Origin of the sequence: Hymenobacter monticola (assembly GCF_022811645.1) — a bacterium.
Taxonomy (GTDB): Bacteria; Bacteroidota; Bacteroidia; order Cytophagales; family Hymenobacteraceae; genus Hymenobacter; species Hymenobacter monticola.
In genome coordinates this window covers 5,544,497-5,569,880 of the sequence record NZ_CP094534.1, presented here as the reverse complement: position 1 = coordinate 5,569,880, position 25,384 = coordinate 5,544,497, and the positions used below count along the sequence as shown (strand labels likewise).

Sequence of the window (25,384 nt, the reverse complement as noted above, 5' to 3'; positions counted from 1 at the left end):
ATATGCTATATAAAGAGCCCGAAGGCGCAAGTCTGAGATTAGAAAGTGACGCGCAGGTTCACGCCGTAGCGCTTGGTGTTCGGCGAGTTGGTCAGCTCAATGCCTTGCACGTTGCTCGAACCGAAGGTATTGGTTTCGGGGTCGAAGTTCGAGTTCTTAGGCAGGTTGGGCGAGTACCAGTACAGGTTGCGGGCCGACACCGAGATGTTGACTACGCTGAACGGCGTCTTGCCGAGGAAAGCCTTGGGCAGGTCGTAGCCCACCGTCACTTCGCGCAGGCGCACGGTGGTGCCGTCGTACATGGACTGCTCGTTGTAGCCGTTGGTGGCGGCACCGCCGCCCACACCGGCTGCCGAGAAGTAGTAGTCGTTGAGGCTGATGGCCTTGGTGTTGCGGATGCGCGCGCCGCTGGCATCGACGGCAGCAGCACCAGTTGCCGTGTTGTAGCGCAAGCCATCTATGATAACCAAACGGTCACGGTCTTCGGTGTCTTTTGTTACGCCACGGCCCAATTCCTCCTGCAGAGTGGTTGAGTAAATCGAGCCACCTTTACGGTAGTCAATCAGCGTATTAAGCGTAATGCCTTTGTAGGTGAACTGGTTAATAAAACCTATGATAAAATCCGGGTTGGGGTTGCCGATAATCTTGTTGCCACCGGGCACCAAGCGGCCGCTTACAGGGTCTACAAACAGTTCGCCAGTGTCAGCATCTCGCTTGGCCGAAGTGCCGTAGAGCACGCCGTAAGGCTGGCCCGGGATGAGCAGTGCCCGCAGGTTGAAAGCACTACCAAGGGTAAGAGTATCGCCGTTGTCGGTCGTTTTCTCCACAATGTTGCGGTTGCGGGTGAAGTTGAACGTGCTGCTCCAGCGGAAGCCGGACGTTTCCACCGGCACTACCGTTGCCGCCACCTCGAAGCCTTTGTTCGAAAGTTCACCGAAGTTGGTCCAGTACTGGCCGTAGCCCACCGCTGCCGGCAGGATGCGCGGGGCAATCTGGTTGGTCGAGCGTTTATCGTAGTAGGTACCGTTAAACGAGATGCGGTTGCGGAAAAGGGCCAGTTCGGCGCCCACTTCCAGTTCGTTGGAGAACTCCGGCGTCAGGTTCGGATTGTTGATAACGCTGCTGATGGCTACACCGGCCGAGGGCTGGCCCTGGGCTGCCTGGTTCGGGTTGTAGAAGGGGAAAGAACCGCCGGGGTTGATGTTGAAAGTCGTCGGACCCGAGCGGTAAGCGGGGGCATCTTTGCCCGTGCGGCCGTAAGCCACACGCACTTTGGCCAGGTCGAGCCAGCGGTAATCCAGATTGAAAGCTTCGTTCACCACCAGCGAGGTGGCGATGCTGGGGTAGAAGAACGAGCGGCCCGTTTTGCCAATAACCCCGTCTTTGTTGAGGGTCGAGGAGAAGTCGTTACGGCCGGTCAGCGTCACGAAGGCAAAGTTTTTGTAGCCTACAGTGGCGTTGGCGAGCAAGCCCATCAGGCGGCGTTCTGCGTAAGCATAGCCGTAGGTGCCTTTCTGGTTCGTGTTTTCCACGTTGTCGATGCCGAAGGTCACGATGTCGTAGCCAATGTTCGAGCGGCCATCGAATTTGCGAGCGTTGATTTCCTGGCCCGCGCTGGCCGTCAGGCTGATGTCTTCGGTCAGGTTCTTGTTCAAGTTCAGGAGCACCATTTGGTTGAGCTCCGTATTCTGGATGTTGTCTTCCAGCACCGAGCTCACCCCGAAGTTGGCGTTCGAACCTGGGCGAATGGTGGTGCGGCGTATATCGGTGTAGGTGTTCATGCCACCCGAATACGTCAGCACCAGCCAGTCCTTAATGGCATACGAGAAGCCCACGCTGCCTACTATCCGGTCGACGCGCGACGTGTAGATGGCGTTTTCAACCGACCACCGGGGGTTGTCGGCCTGGCGCGACAGCCATGCGAAAGTGGAAGCATTCGTCACGGGGTCGATGTAGGGCAGGCCCTGCAAATCAAGGCTGCGCGTCAGGAACAGGGTGCGGGCAAACGCCGAGGCGCTACCGGCCAGCAGGTTGTTGGCGCCCTGCAGGGGGCCTTGCTGCGTGGTGTTGGTGTAGGCAACGTTGCCGCTGATGGTGAACTTGTTGAACTTGCCCGAGCCGCCGGTGCTCACGTTGTTGCGCACGAAGTACGAGTTCGGGATGATGCCCTGCTGGTCGGCGCGCGAAAGGATGGTCGTGAACGTGGCGTTGTCGCTGGTGCTGTTCAACGACACCGAATTCTCGTACAAGTGCCCCGTCTTGAAGAAATCCTTTACGTTGTTGGGGTAAGCCTTGTAAGGAATCTTGGCGTTTTCGGGGATACCGGGGAAGTTAGGGTTGCCCGCCTGGGGGTGACGAATGGAGTCGGGAGCACCTTGGGCCGTGTTGCCGAACTCCGGACCCCACGAGCCGTTGGCGTCGGAGTTCACGAAGTTGGCGCCGGCGCCGTACTTGTTCTGGTAGTTGGGTAGGGCCGCCACCTTCTCGATGGAGTAGCCCGTGGTGTAGCCAATCTGGATGCCTTTGGGACCGCGCTGGCCGCCACCGCCGGTTTTGGTGGTGATAACGATAACGCCACCGGCTGCACGCGAGCCATACAGAGCGGCCGCAGCCGCGCCTTTCAGCACGTTGATGGAGGCAATGTTGTTCGGGTCCACGTCGGCCGTGCGGCTCGAGTAGGAGGCACCGTTGGTAATGGGGTTGTCCGATTCGGTCTGGGAGTTATCATACGGCACGCCGTCTACCACGAACAGCGGCTGGTTTTCGCCGTAAAACGAGGTGTTTCCGCGGATGGTAATGCGCGAAGAAGCGCCCGGTACCCCGCTCGAGCTGATGATGTTCACGCCGGGTACTTTGCCCGAAAGCGTGCGCAACAGGTCGGGTTCCGACTTCTGCACCACCTGCTCCGATTTCACTTCCGACACGGCATAGCCCAGGGCGCGCTTCTCACGCGAGATACCCAGGGCCGTCACCGTTACTTCGTCCAGCTGTTTGTTGTCAACCGCCATGGCCACGTCAAGCTTGTCGGCGTTGCCCACCGCTTGCTCGGTGGTCAGATAGCCCAAGTATTTGAACTGCAGAACAGTGGTTGGGGCCGTGACGTTCAACGTAAACCGGCCGTCGGCGTCGGTGGCAGTACCGGTAGTGGTACCTTTCACGATGACGCTCACGCCTGGCAAGCCTTCGTTGGTGGTTTTGTCGAGCACGCGTCCCGATACGGAACGGCTCTGGGCCCAGCTCCGCCCGGCCAGGGTCAGGAGCAGGAGCAGGCTCATTAGTAAGGTTCTCTTCATTGAGATTGTGTAAAGTGGGTGTGTTGAGAAAAAGGGAAAAAGAAACAGAAGGGTGGTATTTTAAAAGTTGAAAGTACTGCTGCCAGCGAAAATTCTCACTATGAATCCAAATTTCTCCGCATCTCGTAGCCGTCTTCTTTGCCTGCCCTATGTTACAGAGATGCCGAAAGCTTGTGAATTACACAAGGCTGATTAGCAAGTATTGTGCGTTGGTACAGGGCGCGCCCATCCAAGCCAACAAGCGAGGCGTTGTATCTTACTTGCTTAATAGCGATGCCAACAATGTAACGCAGGAGCCGCCAGCTTGGCAAAATGCGAATAAATGGCAGCGGATATTAACTGTGATATAGGACAAGGCAACCTATTTGTGTGATGTGGCGAATATGATTTATAGGATTTTCAACATGACTTTTTCTTGGCAATTGATTGCATCCACCTTATACTGCAGGAGGTAGAGCAGCTTGCAAAAGCGTGGTTATATGGGCTAAAGTGAGATTTAGCCAATTTTTGAATAATGGTTTTTGAGAAGGAACGGCTTCACTTAAATCACTTATAATTCATATTCGGATTTTATGCGCTTAATGGCTCGGTAATGCAAACGTGTGATACCTTGCCAAAAAATGGGGATGCCAACGAGCGTTCGCTTTGCTTTTAGCAACAGCGTCCTCGGTGCCCAGCCTCATTCAGTACTTCCTGCTCTACACTACCTGCCTATGACCCAAACAAACCCAAGCTAACCCAAGCTCATGGAGCGCACTGGCACCAAGCCGTAGGCTTTAGCCATGATTTGCGGTGGCCAGCGCTTCCGCGACAACTACACAACAGGATGGGGTACTGAAAAAGGGCTATGCTTGGCACACGGCCCCGTTCAAGCTTATTTCCTTGTATAATTGCCGCTTCACTCACCTTCCATTTTAACCTTTTCACTCACCAACCAACCAGCCAAATGAAAAAACTCTTATGTATGGTCATGCTCATAATGACCGGCCTGTTGCAGCAGGTCTATGCCCAAGACCGGACTATCTCCGGGCGCGTAACTGACCGGGCAAACGGTCAGGGCCTGCCCGGGGCTACGGTTCTCGTGAAGGGCACCACAGTAGGCGCCTCTACCAATGCTGATGGCGGCTTTTCCCTTAGCGTGCCTTCGTCGGCTACTACGCTCAGCGTTAGCTCCATTGGTTACACCACGGTAGACCAGGCAATCGGGGCTGAAAACACGTATACTGTTAGCCTCGCCGCAGATGTGAAGCAACTGGGCGAAGTTGTGGTAACCGCTCTGGGCCAAGAGCGTACCCGTAATTCGCTGGCTTTTGCCGCTACTCAGATTGAAGGTAACCAAGTGACGGCTGCGCGGAACCCCAACGCCATCAACGGCCTGTCGGGCAAAGTAGCAGGCGTGCAGATTCGCCAGAGCAACACGATGGGCGGCTCTACCAACGTTCTGATTCGGGGCACGAAGTCCATTACTGGCAACAACCAGCCATTGTTCGTTGTGGATGGTGTGCCCATCAGCAACGCCAACACCAACACTTCCGGCCAACAGACCGGCGGCGGCGGCTACGACTACGGCAATGCTGCTTCGGACATCAACCCGGATGACATTGCCACGATGACCATCCTGAAGGGTGCTGCCGCAACGGCCCTTTATGGTGAGCGCGCCGGCAACGGTGTAATCCTCATCACGACCAAAAAAGGCCGTCAAGGCCTGGGTGTTACCATCAATACCGGCGTAACGGCTGGCCGCATTGACAAAAGCACTTTCATCACCTACCAGAAAGAATACGGCGCTGGCTACGCCCCGGAATTCGTGGAGGAAGATGTTGACGGCGACGGCGTACTGGACAATGTCATTGACTTGGCCGCAGATGCTTCCATCGGCCCGCGCTACGACCGCAACCTGCAGGTGTACACTTGGAATGCTTTCCAGCCCGGCAGCCCGAACTTTGGCAAAAAGCAAGCCTGGGTAGCCGCTGAGAACGACCCCTCTACCTTCTTCAAAACGGCCTGGACGACCAACAACAGCGTAGTAATTGACGGCGGCAACGAAAAAGCTACCTTCAAGCTGGGTTATAACAACGTCCGCGAAACGGGCATTCTGCCCAACAGCTCCATCGACAAGAACATTATAAACTTTGCCGGTACGCTGAACCTGACCTCGCGCCTGACGGCCAGCTCTTCCGTAAACTTCTCGGTGGTTAACGGCTTTGGCCGTTACGGCACGGGCTACAGCGGCACGTACGCTGAAAACCTGATGACCAACTTCCGCCAGTGGTGGCAGACCAACGTTGACATCAAAGAGCAGAAGCAAGCTTACGACTACGCCAACCTGAACGCTAGCTGGAACCTCACGGGTCCCGGCTCCTCGACGGCCCAGTATTGGAACAACCCGTGGTGGTCGCGTTACAAGAGCTACGAGAACGATTCCCGCTACCGCACCTTTGGCAACGTTGCCCTGACGTACAAAGTGACGGACTGGTTCAACGTGTTGGGCCGCGTGACGATTGACTCGAACGACGACCTGCAAGAGGAGCGCATGGCCTACGGCGCCGTGAACATCTCGGGCTACAGCCGTTACAACCGCACCGGTCGCGAAGCCAACTTCGACCTGATTGGTAACTTCAAAGCCAATGTGGCCGAGAACCTCAGCTTCACCGGCTTGATTGGCGCCAACCTGCGTCGCGAATCGTACAAGTCCATCCGGGCTACCACCAACGGTGGTCTCGTTATCCCGGAACTGTACACCCTGACCAACAGCTTCTCGCCCATCAACCCCCCGGTTGAAAGCGAAACGCGCCGCGCCGTTGACGGCGTATTTGCCGCCGCTACCCTGGGCTTCCGCGACATGGTGTTCCTGGACCTGACCGCTCGCAGTGATAAGTCTTCGACGCTGCCCGAGGGCAGCAACCGCTACTTCTATCCTTCGGCCTCGCTGGGCTTTGTTTTCTCGGAAGCGCTGAAAGAAACGACCCCGTGGTTGTCTTACGGCAAACTCCGCGCTAACTATGCCGAAGTGGGCAACGGTGCTACGCCGTACTCCATTGCCGACAGCTACGACAAGCCGACTGCTTTTGGCAGCGTGGCATTGTTCTCGGTGCCCAGCACCAAAAACAACCCTTTGCTGAAGCCGGAGCGTACGAAAAACGCCGAAATCGGTGTTGAAGCCGCATTCCTGAACACGCGCCTCGGTTTCGAAGCCAACGTGTACCAGTCGAACTCAATTGACCAGATTATTCCGATTAACATCTCGACGGCGTCGGGTTACAGCTTCCGTTACGTGAACGCGGGCGACGTACGCAACCGCGGTGTGGAACTCTCCGGCTTCGTGGTGCCGTTCCGCAACGACAATGTGACGTGGACGATTAACGCCAACTGGACGAAAAACCAGAACCGTGTGATGTCGCTCTTCGAAGGTGCCGATAACATCGTATTGACTACTTACCAGGGCGGTGTGTCGAGCAATGCCACGGTTGGCAAGCCTTTCGGCAGCATTCGCGGCTCCAACTTTACGTACCTGAACGGCCAGAAAGTGGTTGGTACGGACGGCTACTACGTGCCAAGCGCTACCGCTAACGAGGAAATTGCTAACCCCAACCCCAACTGGACCGGTGGTATCTCGAACACGGTTTCTTACAAAGGCATCTCGCTCTACTTCTTGGTTGACGTTCGCAAAGGCGGCCAGGTGTTCTCGCTCGACCGTTCGTACGGCTTGGAAACCGGCCTGACTCCGGAAACGGCTGGCCTCAACGACCTGGGCAACCCTTCGCGCAACCTGATTGCCGACGGTGGCGGGGTTATCTTCCCCGGTGTTCAGGCCGATGGCACTCCCAACACGGTGCGCGCCGAGAACAGCGGCTACGCTTCGGACGGCGCTGGTGGCTACGACCCGACTTTCGCCACGGCTTATGGCACTTCGTTCAACCCGGCTGCTGCTTTCGTGTACGATGCCAGCTTTGTAAAATTGCGTGAGGTTTCGTTAACTTATTCGCTGCCGAAAACGTTGCTGGCGAAAGTAGGAGGCGTTAAAGGCGTTGACTTCTCCATCGTTGGGCGCAACCTGTGGCTCATCCACAAGAACCTGCCCTACGCTGACCCGGAAGATGCTGTTAGCTCTGGCAACTTTGGCCAAGGCTATTCGACCGGCGCTTATCCTGCTGTACGTACCGTTGGTGCTAACCTCCGTCTTAGCTTCTAATCAATCATGAAAAAACTAATAATTGCAGGGGCGTCAGCTTTGGCTCTGACGACCTCCTGTGTGGGTTCTCTGGATGAGAAATACAACGTTGACCCCAAAAGCCCGACTACTGCCCTGGCTTCGGGATTTGTAGCCAATGCTGAGCGTACGCTGGTTCGCACGCTCGTAAGCACGAACGTCAACCTGAACCCTTTCCGGTTCTACGTGCAGTACTGGGCCGCTACCGACTATCCGAACGAAAGCCGGTACGACCTGAACACCCGGAGTATCCCGACGGGCTTCTGGAATGCTCTCTACCGTGACTGCTTGCGTGATTTGCGCGAAGCAAAAGCAAATATCCCTTCCGACATCACCATTCCGGCCGAAAGCAAGGACAACGCCTTGGCGGCCACCGAGGTATTGGAAATCTACACGTGGGCTACGCTGGTAGAAACCTATGGCAACGTTCCGTACACCCAGGCGCTCGACTTCAACACGGCTCGCCCGGCGTACGATGACCAGGCCCGGATTTACACCGATTTGATTGCGCGTCTGGATGTTGCCATTAGCAAATTCAATCCGGCTGCCAATACGGGTTTCTTCACAACTACTGCCTCTGCGGACCTGCTGAATAATAACAGCACCGCTTTGTGGCTGAAGTTCGCAAACTCGTTGAAGCTGCGCATGGCACTCATCATTGCGGATGTGGACCCCGCCAAAGCCGCCACGATGGCCGCTGCCACCACCGGCAAGGTGCTCGCATCGAATGCAGACGTTATTGACCTGGCCTTCAACGGTACCTTCCCCAACACCAACCCCCTGTATGAGGATTTGGTGAGAAGCGCGCGTACTGACTTTGCTGGCACCAGCTTCTTCATCAACCGCCTCAAGGGCACTGCCGGCCCCGTAACCGGGGTGGTAGACCCGCGCCTGAATGACTACTTCAATCCGGTAACTTCTACCACGCAGCCTGCGGGTACCTTCACGGGTGGTACATACGGCTCGGGCAATAGCAAGTCGCTGACGTCCCTGCCCGGCACCAAACTGCGCGGCCAGACTTTGCCCGGCGTGTTGATGTCGTACGCTCAGGTTGAGTTTATGCTTGCCGAAGCACGGGAAAGAGGTTTTGCGGTGGGCGGTACTCCCGAATCGCACTACAACGCTGCCGTAACCGCTTCGATAACGGAGCCACAATGGGGCGGTACTGCCGCCGAAGCCGCTGCGTATTTGGCTGAGCCAACGGTTGCGTACGCCACTGCTGGCGGCCCGGGCGCTACGTACAAGCAAAAGATTGGCTACCAGAAGTGGGTGGCCCTCTACAACCAGCCTGTAGAAGCCTGGACGGAGTGGAGACGCCTGGATTACCCCGTGCTCACGGCTCCCAACACGGCTATATCGGGTATTCCGGTTCGTTTGCTCTATCCGGTAGTGGAGCAGAACATAAACGGTGAGAACTATGCCCAAGCTGCCTCCGCTATTGGCGGCGACAAAGTGGAGACCAAGCTGTTCTGGGATAAATTCTAAGTTCCAGAAAGCTAAACGAGAAGGGCTGCCCAGTTGGGCAGCCCTTTTTTATTGTCCGAAGCTGAAAAAAACAGGATTAACTCTGCATTAGAAAACCTTTGATGAACTCGTCGAGGTCGCCGTCCAGCACGTTTTGCACGTCAGTGCGCTCAATGCCCGTACGGAGGTCTTTGATGAGCTTGTAGGGGTGCAGCACGTAGTTGCGAATCTGCGAGCCGAAGTCGATGCGCTTTTTGGAGGCTTCTACTTTGTCGCGCTCGGCGTGGCGCTTGTCCATCTCAATCTGGTAGAGACGCGATTTGAGCATGCGCAGGGCGTGCTCCTTGTTCATGAGCTGGCTGCGCTCAATCTGCACGGCGATGATGATGCCCGAGGGCGCGTGCGTGAGGCGCACGGCGGTTTCCACCTTGTTCACGTTCTGCCCGCCCGCGCCGCCGGCCCGGAAGGTATCCCAGGAGATGTCGGCCGGGTTGATTTCGATGTTGATGGTGTCATCAATCACCGGGTAGGCAAATACGGAAGCGAACGAGGTATGCCGCCGGCCACTGCTGTCGAAGGGCGACATGCGCACGAGGCGGTGCACGCCGATTTCGCTCTTAAGATAACCGTAAGCAAAATCACCGTCAATCTCGAGCGAGGCGGACTTAATGCCGGCCCCTTCGCCGGGCTGGTAGCTGAGTTGCTTTACCCCAAAGCCGTGGCCTTCGGCCCACATGATGTACATGCGCATGAGCATCTCGGCCCAGTCCTGGCTTTCGGTGCCGCCGGCGCCGGGGTTGATTTCGATGATGGCCGCAAGCTGGTCTTCCTCGTCGCTCAGCATGCGCTTGAACTCCAGGGCCTCCACTTTCTGTACCGTGGCGTCATAGTCGGCCTGCATTTCGGCCTCGGTCACCTCGCCTTCCTTGTAGAAGTCGTAGAGCACTTCGGTGTCGGCCAGCGTTTGCTGCACGGCCTCAAAGTCGTCGGTCCAGGTCTTAATGGGCTTTATTTCGCGGAGGGTGGCCTCAGCGGCTTTTGAGTCGTCCCAGAAGCCAGGGGCAGTGGTTTTGGCCTCGTAGGCGGCTAATTGTTCTTTGCGGGCATCGTAGTCAAAGATACCTCCTCAGGGCCTCGGCGCGGCCCTTCAAGTCCTTAATCTGGTCTTGGGTCATGGGTGGGAAAATGTGAAAAGCACGGCGCGGCGCTGGGCGCACAAGGCGCCACTGCCGACGCTGAGCAAAATGGTGAAGCGCAAAAGTACCTATTTCTGCGCCGGGAGGTGGTGCAAACGCCGTGATGGTGTAGCAAGTCCAGCAAGTGATGCCAAAGGCGGGCTCGAGGATGAAGCCAGTTCAACCCCATAGTAACCAGGACCAGCGAGTGCGCTGCCTACCTTTGTATATGACAGTTGAAGAATTAAAGCAGGATTTTGATTCGGCGCGCATCCGACACGTCCATTTCAAGAGCCGGCTGCGCTCGTACTTGTTTGGCAACGGGGGCGAGGAAGCGCCCTTGCGCGACCCAGAAGCCTGCAGTCTGGGCCACTGGATTGCCGACCGCCTCCGCGGCCGCGGCGCCTACGCGCACCTACCGGAAGCCCGGCAATTTGACCGTCAGCACGTGCGCATGCACCAAGAATCCAATCGCATGATGGACCTGCACGCGGCGGGCCGCACCGACGAAGCCAGCGCCGGCCTTGGCGCGGTACAGGCCATTGCCGACGAAATGCAGGCCTTGCTGCAAACCATGGAGGATAAGATGCGTAGGCAGGCCTGAACCACGCGCCCTGACGCACTTGCATGAAAATTACGCTTACCACCAAGCTCTTCGCGGGATTCGTGCTGCTGCTGGCGCTTTTTGCGGTGGTGGTTGTGTTTTACTATCAGTTGGCCGGGCAGGTGCTGCGTAATTCGCAGCGAGTGGAAGCTTCGCAGAAGGTAACGAACCGGGCATCGAACCTGCTGCGCAACATCATCGACATGGAAACCGGCTTCCGGGGCTACCTGCTCATTGGCAACGAGCAAACCCTGGAGCCCTATTACGACGGCGAGCGCCAGCTCATCGGGCGTTTTTCAGAGCTGCGCGACCTGGTGGAGGATTCGCCCGAGCAAATCAAGCTGATTGACCAGACGCAGCGGCTGTTTCAGCAATGGTCGGGCTACAGCCACCTGATGGTGGCCGAGAAACGCGAGGCCCGCCGCCGCCTGCCGGGTCAGACAGGCCTAGAAGGCCTGGCCCACCGCCGGCTCACCGAGGGCCTGAGCGGCAAGCAGGTGATGGACAACATCCGGGAGCGCCTGGCAGCCTTTGAAAAACGCGAATCGGATACGCGCGCGCGGCTGCGGCAGGAACTGGACGACAGCATTGTGCGGGCCGAGTGGCTATCGGCGGGCTTGGCCATTGCGGCGCTGGTGCTGGGGCTGCTGTGGGCCATTTACATTGTGCGAATATTTGGCCGCCGCCTGCGCAGCATGCTCGACCTGGCCCGGCGCATGGCCGACGGCGATTACACCAGCCAGATTGTGGACACCGAGCAGGACGAGGTGAGCGAGCTGACCTCGGCGCTGAACGTGATGGCCCGCACCGTGGGAGCCAACATCAGCCAGCTCGAAAGCCGCAACCAGGAACTCGACCAGTTTGCCTACGTGGTATCGCACGACTTGAAGGCGCCCCTGCGCGGCATTGAAAGTGCCTCGCGGTGGATTGAGGAGGACATGGGCACCGAGCAGCTGCCGCCCCACATTCGTGAGTTTTTGGGCCTGATGCGGCAGCGTGTGCACCGCATGGAAAAGCTTATTACCGGCATTCTGGACCTGGCCCGCATCGGCCGCGTGGCCCAAGCCGACGAAACCGTGTTTGTGCGCATCCTGCTGCGCGAAGTCGTCGACACGCTGAACCCGCCGCGTGGCTTCAAGGTCGAGCTGCCGTTTTTCCTGCCCACGCTCACCACCAATGCCGTGCAGCTGCAGCAGGTGTTCACCAACCTCATCAGCAACGCCATCAAGTACCACGACCACCCCGAAACGGGAACTGTGCACATCAGCTGCGATGATGCCGGCGACTTCTATCTTTTCTCGGTAGCCGACGACGGCCCGGGCATAGACCCGGAATACCACGACCGTATTTTCGTCATCTTTCAGACTCTTACCGAGCGCGATACTGTGGAAAGCACGGGCGTGGGCTTGGCCATTGTCAAGAAAATTGTGGAGCGCCAGGGCGGGCGCATCGGCGTGAAATCGGCGGAAGGCCAGGGGGCTAAGTTCATCTTTACCTGGCCCAAGGTGCCACCCAAAGCCAAAAAAACCGCGGCAATGGTGGCCACTGCGACTGGTTCTTCCGTATCAGTGACCACCTGACGGCCGCGCGCGACCGTTTTTGCGGGCATATTCCCGCCGTAGATTAGTGTTTAGCTTATGTCCGCCGATTATCCCACGCCCAGCATTTTGCTCGTGGAAGACGACCAGATGGACGTCATGAACGTGCAGCGCGAATTGCGCCGCCAGAATATTGATGTACCCCTCATCCACGCCCGCAATGGCCGCGACGCGCTCAAAATGCTGCGCGGCGAAGGCGGTGAGACCAAAATTGCCCGCCCCAGCTTGGTGATGCTCGACATCAACATGCCCCGCATGAACGGGCTGGAATTGCTCGAAGTGCTGCGCTCCGACCCCGAGTTTGTGGGCCTGAACGTGTTCATCATGACGACGTCAGACCTGGAATCGGACCGCCTGAAAGCCCAGGAACTGGCCGTGAGCGGCTACATCATCAAGCCCCTAAGCTTCGATAAGTTTGGCGAAGGTGGTACCAGTGTCGACGGTTTCAGCCTCTTTCTGGATTTGCTCAGGCTGAAGAACTAGTTTTTCGCGTTGCTAAAGCAGCCGGAAGCCCATGCGATGGTGCGGGCTTGGCCCGTGCGTCCGAATGGCTTGGCGGTGTTGCGCCGTGGGGTAGCCCGCGTTCTGCGCCCAGCCGTACTCCGGAAATTCAGCCGCCAGCGCGGTCATGTATTCATCACGGAAGGTTTTGGCCAGCACCGATGCCGCGGCAATGTTGCGGTACAGGCCGTCGCCTCCAACGATACAGGTATGTTCGTAACCAGGCAGCGGTCGGAAACGGTTGCCGTCTACCAGCAAATGTTCGGGGCGAATGCTGAGGGCTGCCACGGCGCGGTGCATGGCCAGGTAGCTGGCTTGCGCAATGTTGAGGCTGCCAATTTCCGCTTCGGAAGCCTGGCCGACGGCCCAGGCCACGGCCTCGGCACAGATTTCGGGCCGCAAGGCCTCGCGCCGCTTGGCGCTGAGCTGTTTGGAGTCGTTGAGGAAGCGTGGATTGAAATCGGCAGGCAGAATAACGGCGGCGGCGAAAACCGGGCCCGCCAGGCAGCCGCGCCCGGCTTCGTCGAGGCCGGCTTCGAGGGCGAAACCGGAATAATTGGGGAGTAGCATCAGAATAAAAAAAGCGCGGAGCGCAAATCCGGCTCAAAGTAAAGGCCGGATTTGCGCTCCGCGCTTTTCGTGTCGGGCGGCCTAATGGCGGCCGGCGGTGCTGCCTTCGTCCGAGGGGTCGGTTTCGCCGCGGCGCTGGCCCTGGCTGTCGCGCGGGCCTTCGTCAATTTCCGAGTCTTCGTCGGTGGTCACGTATTCGTTGGTGACGGGGCCGAGGCCGTTGGTGTTCTGGGCCAAGTCGGCTTCGGCCTGGGCGTGCTTGAGGTTGAACAGCGGGTCGTGCTCGTCTTGCTTGGAATTCTGGTTGGGCTTCGAATTGGACTGGGCCATGGGTGGGTAGGTGCCGGCCGGGATGTGGGCGGCCGGAGTATGTGTTGGTACGGCGGCAGCCCGGTTCGGGTTGAAAGCCCGGCCGTGCAGGCTGGCCAAAAGCAACAAAAAAGGCCGTCGCACATGTGCGACGGCCTTAAAGTGGCGGGTCTGGCTTAGAGGTGTCTACCCCACCTTTTCAGCCAGAGCGCCGCCGCACGAGAGGTCCTTCCTTTCCACATTTCCAGCCCGTGCGGGGGTACTTATGGGTCAAAGATACTAGGCTGGGAGGGCCGGGCGCAATATTTTTTGGATTAATGACAACGATTCGTCGTTCAACGCGAGCTCTTACACGGCGGATGGCGGCATCCAGCCGACGATTGTCAAGTGGCTCCGGCACTAACTAACGTAATTTTACAGCTCCTTTTTATCGATTTTTCCCTATGTCGCTTTCTCCTGCGCTCGTCGTCGACGAAAACCACAATCCCTGGCAGACCCTTAGCTCGGAGGTGAAGTACCACAACCCCTGGATTTCGGTGCGCGAAGACCAGGTGCTGAACCCAAGCGGCGGCCGGGGCATCTACGGCGTGGTGAGTATGAAAAACAAGGCCATCGGCATTATTCCGCTCGATGCGGAGGGCAACACCTGGCTGGTGGGGCAGTACCGCTACGCGCTGAACGAATACAGCTGGGAGATTCCCATGGGCGGTGGCCCCGTGGAGCGCGATGTGCTGGAGTCGGCCCAGCGCGAGCTAAAGGAAGAAACCGGCCTGCTGGCTCGCCGCTGGACGCGCATTGCCCGCATCCATACTTCCAATTCGGTGACCGACGAGGAGGGCTTTGTTTTCTTGGCCGAAGACCTGACCCAAGGCGACGTGGAGCCCGAAGAAACCGAAGACCTCCGCCTGTGGAAGCTGCCGCTGGCCGAAGCCGTGCGCATGTGCATGGACGACCGCATTACCGATGGCATCAGCGTGGCGGGCCTGCTCAAGGCCGAGCGGGTACTGGCAGCGCGGCTCGCAAAGTAGTCGCTCAGCATGACGTTCCGTTTGGCGCGGTGTCCTTTTTCTCCATAACCTACCTTTGCGGCCATGCGCCATCTGCTTCGTTATATCGGCCAGCGCCTCTACACCACGTGGGCCACGTTCTGGTTTGTGCTGCCGTTTGTGCTCACGTTTCCGCTGCAGTGGTTTTACAGCCGCCGGCCCGGGGGCGAATACGTGGTGCACGCCATCAACCGCTGGTGGTCGTGGCTGTCCATCACGATGTGGGGGGTACCGGTAGAGGTAGTGCGCGAAACCACGGCGCCGAACCCGCAGCCCTGCGTGTACGTGTCGAACCACGGCTCCTACATTGATATCATGATGCTGTTCAAGTACATCCCGGGGTTCTTGAACATGATGGGCAAGGCCTCGCTGGCCAAAACGCCGGTGTGGGGCCCTATCTTCGGCCGCGTCTACATCACCGTGGACCGGGCCAGCGCCGTGAGCAGGGGCAAGGCCATGGTGCAGGCCCGGCGCAGCCTGGCGGCGGGCAAAAGCATTGCCATTTTCGCCGAAGGCCGCATTTCGCCTCTGCCCGGCAAGGAGCTGCTGCCGCTGCTGGATGGCGCTTTCCAAATGGCCATTGAGGCTGGCGTGCCCATTGTGCCGGTAGGCCAGCCGCTGAACCATATGTTCATGCCTGATGTGAAGGGCAGCCTGCGGGTGCGCTATCACCGCCTCAAAATTGTTTTCCACAAGCCCATCCCCACCACCGGCCTCACCCTGGCCGATATTCCGGCGCTGAAGGAGCGGGTAGCGGCTCTGCTCACCGGCGATTTCCTGCCCGAAGGCGCCGTGAAGCCCGGCCCAAGTACTTGGCGGGACCCGGCCAACGTTGTGGCCGAAGAAACAGCCTAAGCCGCCAACTCTTAACTTTTAACTCATAACTCTTAATTCAATATGAGCACCGACCTTGGCACCCTGCGCGGCCTGGCCCACCTGGCCCGCCTCGAATTTGACGCCACCCGCGAGCAGCAGATGCTCGGCGACCTGAACAACATCCTTGACTTCGTGGCCCAGCTCGAAGGCCTCGACACAACCGGCGTGGAGCCGCTGGTGCACCTCTCGCAGGAAGTGAACGTGCTGCGCGACGACGAGGCCCGCAACACCGTGAGCCACGCCGAGGGCCTGCGCAATGCCCCGCGCAAGGATTCGGACTACTTCCGGGTGCCCAAAGTGCTGGAATAGTTGAATCCGAAACTTGCTTCGACGCACGCCTGGCGGCCCAGTTGGCTGGGCGTGCTAGCCACGCTGGCCGTAGGGCTGGCGGTTTTTTATTATTTCACGGGGGCCGACAGCACATTGCCCGTGCAACTGGTGCCGCACCTGCAGTCCGTGCCGCTCACGCTGGAACAGGTGGTGGCCGGTCCGGCCCAGCTGCCCGTGCAGGTGAGCGGCTATGCGGTGAGTTTGACGCACGACGTGGCCGGGCCGTTTACGCAGCCGGTGGCGGCGACGCTTTTCCTGGTGCTGCTGGCGGTGACGCTGGTGGGCTGGACGGCGGCGGCGAGCGCGCTGGCGCGCCTGCCCTTTGTGGCGGGCATGGTGCCGGTCATTTTCCTGCTGCTCTCGCTCAACACCGAGTCGCTGGGCATTTTCAATACCAGCGAGCGGTACTTTCTGTACGTGATGCTAGCCCTGATAGGAGGGGGGGCTTACGTGCTGCACGCCTTTGCCGAGAACATGCGCTTGGGTCGGCGGGTGTCCGTAATGGCTATTCTGGTGGCCATTGTGGGCGGCTTGTTGTTCTCGCAAAGTCAGCTTTCGGCTTCCGATACGGTGCTGCAGCTGGCGGCCTATGCCACGCCGGGCGGTGCGGTGCTGGTGGCGCTGGTGGTGCTATGGGTGGGCGTGGAAAATATCCGGGCCTTGCTGTGGTTCAACACCCAAGCCGAGCAGCCCGGCGGACGGTTTGGGTTCTGGCCCTTTGCGGCCGTGAGTTTGCTGTACCTGGGCGTGCTGCTGCTGTACGTGTGGAATGGGAGTGTGCCCCTGCTGTTTGGGCTGGAGCTAGACCCGCTGACGCTGCTGCTCCCGGCCGTGCTGGCCGGTGGGCTGGGGCTGCGCCTGCGCGCGCCCAGCTACGCGGGTTGGGTGCCCTATGCCAATGCCCGCGTGCTTTACGTCCTGGCTGTGGCCGGGGCGGCCGGCGCGCTGGCTTATGCTTTTGCTACCGACAACACGCCGCTGCTAGCGGCAGCTCGCAGCTTTAGCGGGCAGGCGCTGTTGCTGCTGGGGGCGGTGTTCTGGCTGTATGTGCTGATTAATTTCATGCCGCTTATCGAAAAGCGGCTGCAGGTGTTCCGGGTGGCGTTTGAGCCGCGCCGACTGCCGCTGTATACAGTGTATGTATTGGGCATTGGCGGGCTGATAGTCATCCAGCTGCGCATGGGTTACCCGCTGCCCGACCAGGTGCAGGCCGGCCAATACAACAACCTCGGCGACCTGGCGCGCCAGCAAAGCGAGGCTGAGCCCGACCAGTTGGGCCTGGCTGGCCTGGCCGAGCGCTACTACGCCGAAAGCGGCGACGTGCTCTATCGTTCCAACCTGCATGCCCAGTTTGGCCGGGCGGCGCTCTACCGCTTCCGGCAGCAGCGCGGCAATGAGATGGTGGCCTTGAATCGGGCCTTGCAGCGGGGACCAAACGAGAAAGTGTCGCTACGCCTGGCGGCTCTCAACAGTGCGCCCGAAGATTTATTCAACGGCCTCGATATCCTGCGCCGCGGACTGAAAGCCCAGCCGCACAGCGCCGCCCTGGCTGGCGATTTGGCCCAGCTGTTTACCCAGACCGCCCTCAACGACTCCATTGGCTTCTACCTCGACCAAGCCGAGCGCCTCGCGCCGGGCAGCTACGTCAGCCGCACCAATCAGCTAGGTTTTCTAATAAGCCAAAACCTGCTGGAAGTGGCGCAAAAGCAGAAAACAGGCAGCAATTCGAAAGAAGAGCCGGCCCTCGCCGCGAATCAACTGTTGCTCGGGCTGCTCACGAAACCTGCGGACGTACCTGGCGCGCCGTCTCCCGCGGTGCTGAATGATGCCTCCTTTGCGCAGCTTTACCACCAAACGCTCACTAGCATCCGTCTTCGCAACCAGTCCAACATCCGGCAAGTACTGCCGCAGCTAGCCAAGCTGGCTGCCGCCGAAGCCAACGCGCCTTATGCCGAGCAGCTCCAGTTTCTGCAGGCGCTGGGGCGGCACGCGCTGGGGCAGGAGGTGGCGGCGCGGCAGTTGCTGCTACCACTGGCGGCGGGCACCTCGGGCACAGCGAGCTACTTTCAGCAGCTGCTGGGGCTGTGGCAGCTGCAGCAAGGCCAGTACGCCACGGCCGCTGACCAACTGGCGTTGGCCACTACAAACGGGGCCGGCCTAGCAGCAGAGGCACGTGCCTACGCGCTGGCCATGAGCGGGCAGTTAGACTCTGCCCAGGCCGTAGCGGGCCGTTTGGCTAGCGCCGCTGACACGGCCTCTCAACAAACCGGGCGTCGCCTGCAGGCGCAGCTAACCAGCGGTAAGCTAACTCTGGCCGACCCGCCTGCTAAGCGAATTGGTAACAACTGGCTAACGCAGGCGCAGCAGGCTGAGCAAGCGCGCAACCCGGCTGCTGCCAGCAAGAGCTACCAGCGCATTGTGCACGAGGCACCCTTCAACGAAGCGGCCATTCTGGCGGCGGGGCGCTACTTCACGGGCCAACACAACTTCACGGCTGCCTACGAGGCATTACGAGCCGGGCTCGATGAAAACCCCGCCTCGGTACCATTGTTGAGAGCGTACGTGCTGGCCGCTGCCGACGCGGGCCTGACCGAATACGCGACCGATGCTTTGGCGCAGCTGCAACGTCGGCTGCCAGCGGCCGCCTATGCTACTTTAGCAACGGAATACGCGGCGCACCGGTTGGCCCGGGCCGCAGCTTCCGATGCCTTCTCTGTTGCTCCCACCGTTCCTTCTCTGCAATAAGTTCTTCGCGCCATGAATTCCAACGTCATCGAAACCACGGACATCGCCAAAAAATACGTCATGGGCGCCGAGGAAATTCACGCCCTGCGTTCGGTCAGCATCCAGATTCCGCGCGGCGAGTACGTGGCGTTCATGGGACCGTCGGGCTCGGGCAAGTCCACGCTGATGAACATCGTGGGCTGCCTCGATACGCCCAGCAAAGGGCAGTACATCCTCAACGGCCAGGATGTGAGCCGCATGAGCGACAACCAGCTGGCGGAGGTGCGCAACAAGGAAATCGGCTTCGTGTTCCAGAGCTTTAACCTGCTGCCCCGCGCCTCGGCCCTCGACAATGTGGCCCTGCCGCTCATCTACGCCGGCCTGAGCAAGAAGGAGCGCAACGAGCGTGCCATGGAATCGCTCCGCTCCGTGGGCCTGGCCGAGCGCGCCTCGCACCGGCCCAATGAGCTGTCGGGCGGGCAGCGCCAGCGCGTGGCCATTGCCCGCGCCCTCGTCAACAACCCCAGCGTGCTGCTGGCCGACGAACCCACCGGCGCCCTCGACTCGAAAACCAGCCACGAAATCATGGACTTGTTTGAGGCACTCTATTCCAAAGGCAACACCATCATCATGGTGACGCACGAGGAGGACATTGCCCGCTACGCCCATCGCATCGTGCGCCTGCGCGACGGCCTGATTGAAACCGACGAGGTGAACCACGAAATCACCCGCCACGCCGTGGCTGGGCAGTAGCAGAACGTCAAACTCCCCTCCTCAGATGAGGAGGGAATGATCGAGCCGCAGGCTCGGACGGGGGTGGTTGAAGCCGTTGAACGATAACCGAACAGTCAACCCAACGGCTTCGGTGCCAGTCGTCCAACGACGCAACCACCTAAGTTTCCGCTTTGCGGAAACGTCCCCTCCTTGGTAAGGAGGGGAGTATCGCCTAACTTCTCACCGCATGAAAATCTACACTAAAACCGGCGACAAGGGCCTCACCTCGCTCATTGGGGGCACGCGGGTGCCCAAGAGCAGCCTGCGCATCGAGAGCTACGGCACTGTGGACGAGCTGAACGCCCACATTGGTCTGGTGCGCGACCAGGAGGTGAACGCAGCCCGCCGGCCCCTGCTCAAGGAAATTCAGGACCGGCTGTTCACCATCGGCTCGGCCCTGGCCGCCGACCCGGAAAAGTCACGCATGAAGCTGCCCGACCTGCACGCCGCCGACGTGGAGCTGCTGGAAGCCGAAATGGACCAAATGAACCTCGCTTTGCCCGAGCTGCGCGCCTTCATTCTGCCGGGCGGGCACCCGGCCGTGAGCCACGCGCACGTGGCCCGCTGCGTATGCCGCCGGGCGGAGCGCCTGGCCATTCACTTGGGGGAGGAGTCCTTCGTGGCCGAATTAGTGGTCGTGTATTTAAACCGCCTGTCCGATTTCCTGTTTGTGCTGAGCCGGGCCATGGCCCACGAGTTGGGCGTAGAAGAAGTGACCTGGCAGGCACGACTTTGACCCAAACGGTGTCTGGCTGATAACCAGCCGGCAGGCTTCGGGCGTCTCCCGAAAATCTGCGTATAATCTTCTGGCGCCTGGTAGCGCCTCTCCACCCTCCCTCAAATCCCACCCAATCATTGTTTCCTGAACGCATTCGCTCATGATTGACATTCTTCCGATTCGGACCCAGACCACCACAGCTTCGCGACTGTCGCAGGTCAACCTCTCGCAGCTGGAATTCGGCAAAGTTTTTTCCGACCACATGTTCGTTGTTGATTTCATCAACGGCGAATGGCAGGAGCCCCAGATAGTGCCCTACGGCGACATGGCTGTGAGCCCGGCCAACTCGGCCCTGCACTACGGCCAGGCCATTTTTGAGGGCATGAAGGCCTACCACCAAGCCGACGGCAGCGTGTCCCTGTTCCGCCCCCTCGACAACTGGGCCCGTTTCAACGCCTCGGCCGAGCGCATGTGCATGCCCACCGTGCCGGAAGAACTGTTCATGCAGGGGCTGCGCGAGTTGATTAAGCTGGACACGCCTTGGGTGCCCACTGATGCGGGCTCAGCTCTCTACATCCGTCCCTTCATGTTTGGTACCGATGGCCTGCTGGGTGTGCGTCCCTCGGATACGTACCGCTTCATGATAATTACCTGCCCGGTGGGCCTGTACTTCAGCAAGCCGCTGCGCGTGCGCTTCGAGCAGAAGTACGTGCGCTCGGCTGAGGGCGGCGCGGGCTATGCCAAGAACGCCGGCAACTACGGCGCGGCCATGTACCCTACCAAAGTAGCTCAGAACGAAGGCTACAACCAGCTTATCTGGACCGATGCCTCGCAGCACCAGTACGTGGAAGAGTCGGGCACCATGAACGCCATTTTCGTGATAGACGGCAAGGTGGTGACGCCCGCCCTGAGCACGAGCATTCTCGACGGCATCACGCGCCGCAGCGTGCTGGAACTGGCCCGCGACATGGGCCTGACCGTGGAAGAGCGCAAAGTGGGCAGCCGCGAGGTGATGGACGCCCTGGCCGCTGGCAAGCTTGAGGAAGCCTTTGGCGTAGGCACGGCCGCTACCATTGCGCCCATTGCCACCATCGGCTATGAGGGTCACGACTACGACCTGCCCACCACCGGCCCCACCGCCTTCTCGAAGCGCGTGGCCGCGGCCCTGGATGCCATTCGCACCGGCGAAGGTGCCGACGTGCACAACTGGATGGTGCGGGTGTAGCCAACTGTCATCCTGAGCGCAGCGAAGGACCTTATTACCGAAGAACGATTGGCGGTGATTCAGAAGGTTCAGCCGTAATAAGGTCCTTCGCTGCGCTCAGGATGACAGGCGTTAATAGAAAAAGCCGCTTCCCACGAAGCGGCTTTTCTTTTTTGCCCCACCTTTGCACCACAATCCCACCAACCCGCCAATCCATCACCCCGCCACTCATGACCGTTTCCCTGAAAACCGTTACCCTCAACGACACGCACCGCGCGCTGGGTGCCAAAATGGTGCCTTTTGCCGGCTACGACATGCCGGTGCGCTACTCCTCCGACCTCGATGAGCACCACACGGTGCGCCGGGCGGTGGGTATTTTCGACGTATCGCACATGGGCGAGTTCCGGTTGCGCGGGCCGCAGGCGCTCGACCTCATTCAGCGCGTGACCAGCAACGACGCCAGCAAGCTTGCCGACGGCAAGGCCCAGTACTCCTGTCTGCCCAACCACGACGGCGGCATCGTGGACGACCTGCTGGTGTACAAGCTGGCCGACGAGGACTACCTGCTGGTGGTGAATGCCTCCAACATCGAAAAAGACTGGAACTGGATTCAGCACCACAACACCAAAGGTGTGGAAATGGAAGACATTTCCGACCGCACCAGCCTCTTCGCCGTGCAAGGCCCGAAAGCCGCCACCGCCCTCCAAACGCTGACCGATGTGGACCTGAGCAGCATTCCATACTACTCTTTCGTGCAAGGCACTTTTGCCGGCGCGCCCGACGTCATCATCTCGGCCACCGGCTACACCGGCGCGGGCGGCTTCGAACTGTACATCCCGAACGAAAGCGCGGCGCAGGTGTGGGAGCAAATCATGCTGGCCGGCCAGCCCTACGGCATCAAGCCCATTGGCCTGGGCGCGCGCGACACGCTGCGGCTCGAAATGGGCTACTGCCTCTACGGCAACGACATCGACGACACCACCTCGCCGCTGGAGGCCGGTCTCGGCTGGATTACCAAGTTCACCAAGGACTTCACCAACTCCGACAACCTCAAAAAGCAGAAAGAGGTCGGGGTGACCAAAAAGCTGGTGGGCTTCGTGATGGACGGCCCCGGCATCCCGCGCGGCCACTACGAGCTGGTGGACGCCGACGGCCAGAAAATCGGCGACGTGACCAGCGGCACGCAGTCGCCCTCGTTAGGCAAAGGCATCGGCCTGGGCTACGTGAAGACGGAACATGCCGCCCCCGGCACCCAGATTTTCGTCCAGATTCGTGGCAAAAACCTGCCCGCCACGGTGAGCAAGCTGCCGCTCACGAAGGGCACGGAGGAATAGTGTCAAAAAGAACGTCATGCCGAGCGGAGCCGAGGCATTTCGCGTGTGGTAGTAATTCTGACGTTAGGGTTACTGCTGCACGCGAGATGCCTCGGCTCCGCTCGGCATGACGTTCTTTTTGACACCTGACTTTTAACCTGATTGAAGAAGTGCCCAAAGTAGATATTTGCTTCTCGCCCGAACTGCTTCACCTCTATGACCTGCGCGGCAAAATTGCCGTCATTGTCGACATTCTGCGGGCCTCCAGCACCATCGTCACGGCGCTGGGAGAGGGGGTGACGCACGTTTTCCCCGTGGCCTCGCTGGATGAGTGCACCGCCTACGGCCAGGAGCACGGCTGCCTCACCGCCGCCGAGCGCGACGGCCTGCCCGCGCCCGGTTTCGACTTGGGCAACTCGCCTTTTGGTTTTCTGGATGAAGCCCGGCCGGTGCGTGGTCGGGCCCTCACCATCAGCACCACCAACGGCACGGCGGCGCTGCGCCGCTCCCTGGCGGCTGAGGCCTTGGTAGTCGGGGCTTTCCTGAACCTGGAAGCCGTGGCGGCGTTTGCCCGGCAGCAGCAGCGCGATGTGCTGGTGGTGTGCGCCGGCTGGAAAGGCCAGTTCTGCCTCGAAGACACGGTGTTCGGCGGTGCCCTGGCCGAGCGGCTGGCCGCCGAGTTTGACGTGCGCAGCTCCGATGCCACGCTGGCGGCTTTACACATGTGGCAGCAAGGAAAAGAGGACTTGTCGGCTTATTTGCTGCAATCAGCGCACGTGCGCCGGCTCAATTCGCTGGAGGCCAGCAAGGATTTTGAGTTCTGTCTGCGAGTGGATGCTTACGCCGCGGTATTGCCCGTGTGGAAAGGGGATAGATTGGTGACGCTTGCTTAGGTGAGCTGAGAATCGTTTGTCATTGCGAGGCCGCAGGCCGTGGCAATCCGTCCTGTTAGAACCAGACACGCTCTTTTACTAGAAAGCCCCGGTACCGCAATGGCGCCGGGGCTTTCTAGTAAGAATTAACCACATTTGAAGGCTGGTTGCTGAGAACAGAACGGATTGCTTTGCTGCGCTCGCAATGACAGGCTTTGGTTACCTCAGCTTTTCGTTGTCGTGGTGGCGCTGGCTGTCGCGCTGGGTTTTCTTGGCTAGGTTGCGGGCCAGGGCCTCGGTGAGGTCCACGCCGGTTTGGTTGGCCAGGCAGATGAGGACGAACAGCACGTCGGCCAGCTCGTCGCCGAGGTCTTTGCCTTTGTCGGAGTCCTTAAACGACTGCTCGCCGTACTGCCGGGCGATGATGCGGGCTACTTCGCCCACCTCCTCGGTGAGCATGGCCATGTTGGTGAGCTCATTGAAATAGCGTACGCCGGTGGTCTTTATCCAGTTGTCAACGGTTTGCTGGGCTTCTTCGATGGTCATGAGAAGGGGGTTCATGTGGTGGATTAAGCCGGCGAGTCGAGCACAATGGTCACCGGACCATCGTTGACCAGACTGACCTGCATGTCGGCCCCGAAGATGCCGGTGGGCACGGGCTGGCCCAATTCGGCGGCCACCATGCCCACAAACTGCTCATACAGCGGCTCGGCAATGGGCGGCGGGGCGGCCCCGATGTAGCTGGGGCGGTTGCCCTTGCGCGCATCGGCCAGCAGTGTGAACTGGCTCACCACCAGCACCTGCCCGCCCACGTCCTGCACGCTACGATTCATTTGCCCGTTTTCATCGCCGAAAATGCGCAGCTGCACCAGCTTGCGGCACATCCAGGCGAGGGCCGCAGTGGTATCGGTGGGGGCGAAGCCGGCCAGCACCAGCAGGCCCGGCCCAATCTGGCCGGTAACCTGGGCATCGACGGTGACCTGGGCGCTGCGGACGCGCTGAATAACGAGACGCATAAGGGTGGACGTGAATAGCCAATGGGGGCAATTGCCCGCGAAGCTACGGCGCCCACGGTCCGTTTGGCGCATTTCGAAACCGGGCTAAGCCGCCCGGTAGCCCACGCCGTTCACGGTTTCCAGGAAATCGGTGGGCGCATACGGGGCCAGCGCGCGGCGCACGTTCATGATGTGCACGTCGATGAAGTTCGACGATTCCAGCGCCGCTGCCGAGCGGCGGCTGATGTGGGCGCCCAGCTGCTCGCGCGTGAGCACCTGCCCGCGGTGCGAAAGCAAGTGGTGCAGCACGTCGAACTGCATGCGGCTGAGGTGCACATTCCGCCCATCATGGCACAGCCGGCGGGCGGCCAAATCGAGCACAAAGCCGGGACCGAAGTGAATGGCGGGCCGTTTCCGCCCCACCCGCTGCCTGATGATGACGCGCATGCGGCGCTCCAGCTCGGCCACCGAAACGGGCTTGGCCAGGCATTCGTCGGCGCCCAGGGCGAAGCCGCGCAAGCGGGGCTCCACGTCGGGCGTGGCCGTGAAAACGATGCACGACGTAGGGTGGGCTTCGTGGCGGGTGGCCAAGCGGATGAGGTTCATTCCGTCGCCATCAGGCAGGTCCTCGGCCAGCAGCACAAAATCGTAGGGGCGGCGGTCGAGGCAGGCGGTGGCTTCGGCCAGGGTAGTGGCCACGTCGACTCGGTATTGGGCGCGTTGCAGAAAACGGTGCAGCTGCTGCCGCGGCCGCAAGTCTGCTTCAACTAGAAGGACTTCCATTGCAAAAGGGTTTGGTTGACAGATA

The 25,384-nt window shown here is 59.9% G+C and carries 21 protein-coding genes; 14 read left to right on the top strand and 7 right to left on the bottom strand.

Annotated elements, in window-relative coordinates:
• Nucleotides 1-38 precede the first annotated feature (38 nt).
• Nucleotides 39-3,293, bottom strand: coding sequence for a SusC/RagA family TonB-linked outer membrane protein (locus tag MTP16_RS23270; RefSeq protein WP_243514639.1), 3,255 nt, complete (start codon nt 3,291-3,293; stop codon nt 39-41).
• 946 nt (nt 3,294-4,239) lie between these two features.
• Here MTP16_RS23270 and MTP16_RS23265 point away from each other — a divergent pair.
• Both MTP16_RS23265 and MTP16_RS23260 read left to right on the top strand, forming a co-directional pair.
• Nucleotides 4,240-7,485, top strand: coding sequence for a SusC/RagA family TonB-linked outer membrane protein (locus MTP16_RS23265; protein ID WP_243514636.1), 3,246 nt, complete (start codon nt 4,240-4,242; stop codon nt 7,483-7,485).
• 6 nt (nt 7,486-7,491) lie between these two features.
• Nucleotides 7,492-8,988 (top strand): SusD/RagB family nutrient-binding outer membrane lipoprotein, encoded by a 1,497-nt coding sequence (locus tag MTP16_RS23260; RefSeq protein WP_243514633.1) that lies wholly within the window; start codon nt 7,492-7,494, stop codon nt 8,986-8,988.
• Between the two features lie 76 nt (nt 8,989-9,064).
• Here MTP16_RS23260 and prfB read toward each other — a convergent pair.
• A protein-coding gene (gene prfB / locus MTP16_RS23255) for a peptide chain release factor 2 (RefSeq protein WP_243514631.1) occupies nt 9,065-10,142 on the bottom strand; the annotation gives its coding sequence in 2 pieces (ribosomal slippage) (nt 9,065-10,081 and nt 10,083-10,142; 1,077 coding nt in all).
• A gap of 229 nt (nt 10,143-10,371) precedes the next feature.
• On the opposite strand from prfB, the gene MTP16_RS23250 reads away from it, so the two are divergent.
• Genes MTP16_RS23250 through MTP16_RS23240 form a run of 3 tightly spaced genes read left to right on the top strand, consistent with a single transcriptional unit; the run spans nt 10,372 to nt 12,827 of the window.
• Nucleotides 10,372-10,746: a CZB domain-containing protein gene (locus tag MTP16_RS23250; protein WP_243514629.1), complete on the top strand. Its 375-nt coding sequence runs from the start codon at nt 10,372-10,374 to the stop codon at nt 10,744-10,746.
• Nucleotides 10,747-10,769: 23 nt separating this feature from the next.
• Nucleotides 10,770-12,326, top strand: coding sequence for a sensor histidine kinase (locus tag MTP16_RS23245; protein WP_243514626.1), 1,557 nt, complete (start codon nt 10,770-10,772; stop codon nt 12,324-12,326).
• Between the two features lie 57 nt (nt 12,327-12,383).
• A complete protein-coding gene (locus MTP16_RS23240) occupies nt 12,384-12,827 on the top strand; it encodes a response regulator (protein WP_243514623.1) in 444 nt (147 codons plus the stop codon).
• Nucleotides 12,828-12,839: 12 nt separating this feature from the next.
• On the opposite strand, the gene MTP16_RS23235 is transcribed toward MTP16_RS23240, so the two are convergent.
• Together MTP16_RS23235 and MTP16_RS23230 are read right to left on the bottom strand one after the other, a co-directional pair.
• Nucleotides 12,840-13,415, bottom strand: coding sequence for a ribonuclease HII (locus tag MTP16_RS23235; RefSeq protein ID WP_243514621.1), 576 nt, complete (start codon nt 13,413-13,415; stop codon nt 12,840-12,842).
• Between the two features lie 81 nt (nt 13,416-13,496).
• Nucleotides 13,497-13,844 (bottom strand): hypothetical protein, encoded by a 348-nt coding sequence (locus MTP16_RS23230; protein ID WP_243514619.1) that lies wholly within the window; start codon nt 13,842-13,844, stop codon nt 13,497-13,499.
• A 323-nt stretch (nt 13,845-14,167) separates the two neighbouring features.
• Here MTP16_RS23230 and MTP16_RS23225 point away from each other — a divergent pair, with 323 nt between their 5' ends.
• The 9 genes from MTP16_RS23225 to MTP16_RS23185 all read left to right on the top strand — a co-directional run bounded on the left by MTP16_RS23225 (nt 14,168) and on the right by MTP16_RS23185 (nt 23,602).
• Entirely contained in the window at nt 14,168-14,752 is a 585-nt protein-coding gene (locus tag MTP16_RS23225; RefSeq protein WP_243514616.1) for an NUDIX domain-containing protein, read from the top strand.
• A 63-nt stretch (nt 14,753-14,815) separates the two neighbouring features.
• Nucleotides 14,816-15,625 (top strand): lysophospholipid acyltransferase family protein, encoded by an 810-nt coding sequence (locus MTP16_RS23220; protein WP_243514614.1) that lies wholly within the window; start codon nt 14,816-14,818, stop codon nt 15,623-15,625.
• 42 nt (nt 15,626-15,667) lie between these two features.
• Complete coding sequence (gatC, locus tag MTP16_RS23215) at nt 15,668-15,955, top strand: Asp-tRNA(Asn)/Glu-tRNA(Gln) amidotransferase subunit GatC (RefSeq protein ID WP_243514612.1); 288 nt, start codon at nt 15,668-15,670, stop codon at nt 15,953-15,955.
• The gene (locus MTP16_RS23210) at nt 15,956-18,721 is read left to right on the top strand and encodes a tetratricopeptide repeat protein (RefSeq protein WP_243514608.1); all 2,766 of its coding nucleotides are present in this window, start codon (nt 15,956-15,958) and stop codon (nt 18,719-18,721) included.
• A gap of 12 nt (nt 18,722-18,733) precedes the next feature.
• Nucleotides 18,734-19,453: an ABC transporter ATP-binding protein gene (locus MTP16_RS23205; protein WP_243514606.1), complete on the top strand. Its 720-nt coding sequence runs from the start codon at nt 18,734-18,736 to the stop codon at nt 19,451-19,453.
• Nucleotides 19,454-19,661: 208 nt separating this feature from the next.
• Nucleotides 19,662-20,210 (top strand): cob(I)yrinic acid a,c-diamide adenosyltransferase, encoded by a 549-nt coding sequence (locus MTP16_RS23200; protein WP_243514604.1) that lies wholly within the window; start codon nt 19,662-19,664, stop codon nt 20,208-20,210.
• A gap of 142 nt (nt 20,211-20,352) precedes the next feature.
• On the top strand, nt 20,353-21,417 hold the full coding sequence (locus tag MTP16_RS23195; RefSeq protein WP_243514603.1) for a branched-chain amino acid aminotransferase: 1,065 nt from the start codon (nt 20,353-20,355) through the stop codon (nt 21,415-21,417).
• Nucleotides 21,418-21,626: 209 nt separating this feature from the next.
• Nucleotides 21,627-22,730 carry a glycine cleavage system aminomethyltransferase GcvT gene (gcvT, locus tag MTP16_RS23190; protein WP_243514600.1) on the top strand — a complete coding sequence of 368 codons (1,104 nt, stop codon included), beginning with the start codon at nt 21,627-21,629 and terminating at the stop codon, nt 22,728-22,730.
• A gap of 149 nt (nt 22,731-22,879) precedes the next feature.
• Nucleotides 22,880-23,602 carry a 2-phosphosulfolactate phosphatase gene (locus tag MTP16_RS23185; RefSeq protein WP_243514596.1) on the top strand — a complete coding sequence of 241 codons (723 nt, stop codon included), beginning with the start codon at nt 22,880-22,882 and terminating at the stop codon, nt 23,600-23,602.
• Between the two features lie 198 nt (nt 23,603-23,800).
• Here MTP16_RS23185 and MTP16_RS23180 read toward each other — a convergent pair whose 3' ends face one another.
• The 3 genes from MTP16_RS23180 to MTP16_RS23170 form a co-directional block, all read right to left on the bottom strand.
• Nucleotides 23,801-24,127 carry a nucleotide pyrophosphohydrolase gene (locus MTP16_RS23180; RefSeq protein WP_243520116.1) on the bottom strand — a complete coding sequence of 109 codons (327 nt, stop codon included), beginning with the start codon at nt 24,125-24,127 and terminating at the stop codon, nt 23,801-23,803.
• Between the two features lie 23 nt (nt 24,128-24,150).
• Nucleotides 24,151-24,597, bottom strand: coding sequence for a D-aminoacyl-tRNA deacylase (dtd, locus tag MTP16_RS23175; protein ID WP_243514593.1), 447 nt, complete (start codon nt 24,595-24,597; stop codon nt 24,151-24,153).
• 84 nt (nt 24,598-24,681) lie between these two features.
• Nucleotides 24,682-25,359, bottom strand: a complete 678-nt coding sequence (locus MTP16_RS23170) for a response regulator transcription factor (protein ID WP_243514590.1) — start codon at nt 25,357-25,359, stop codon at nt 24,682-24,684.
• Nucleotides 25,360-25,384: the final 25 nt, after the last annotated feature.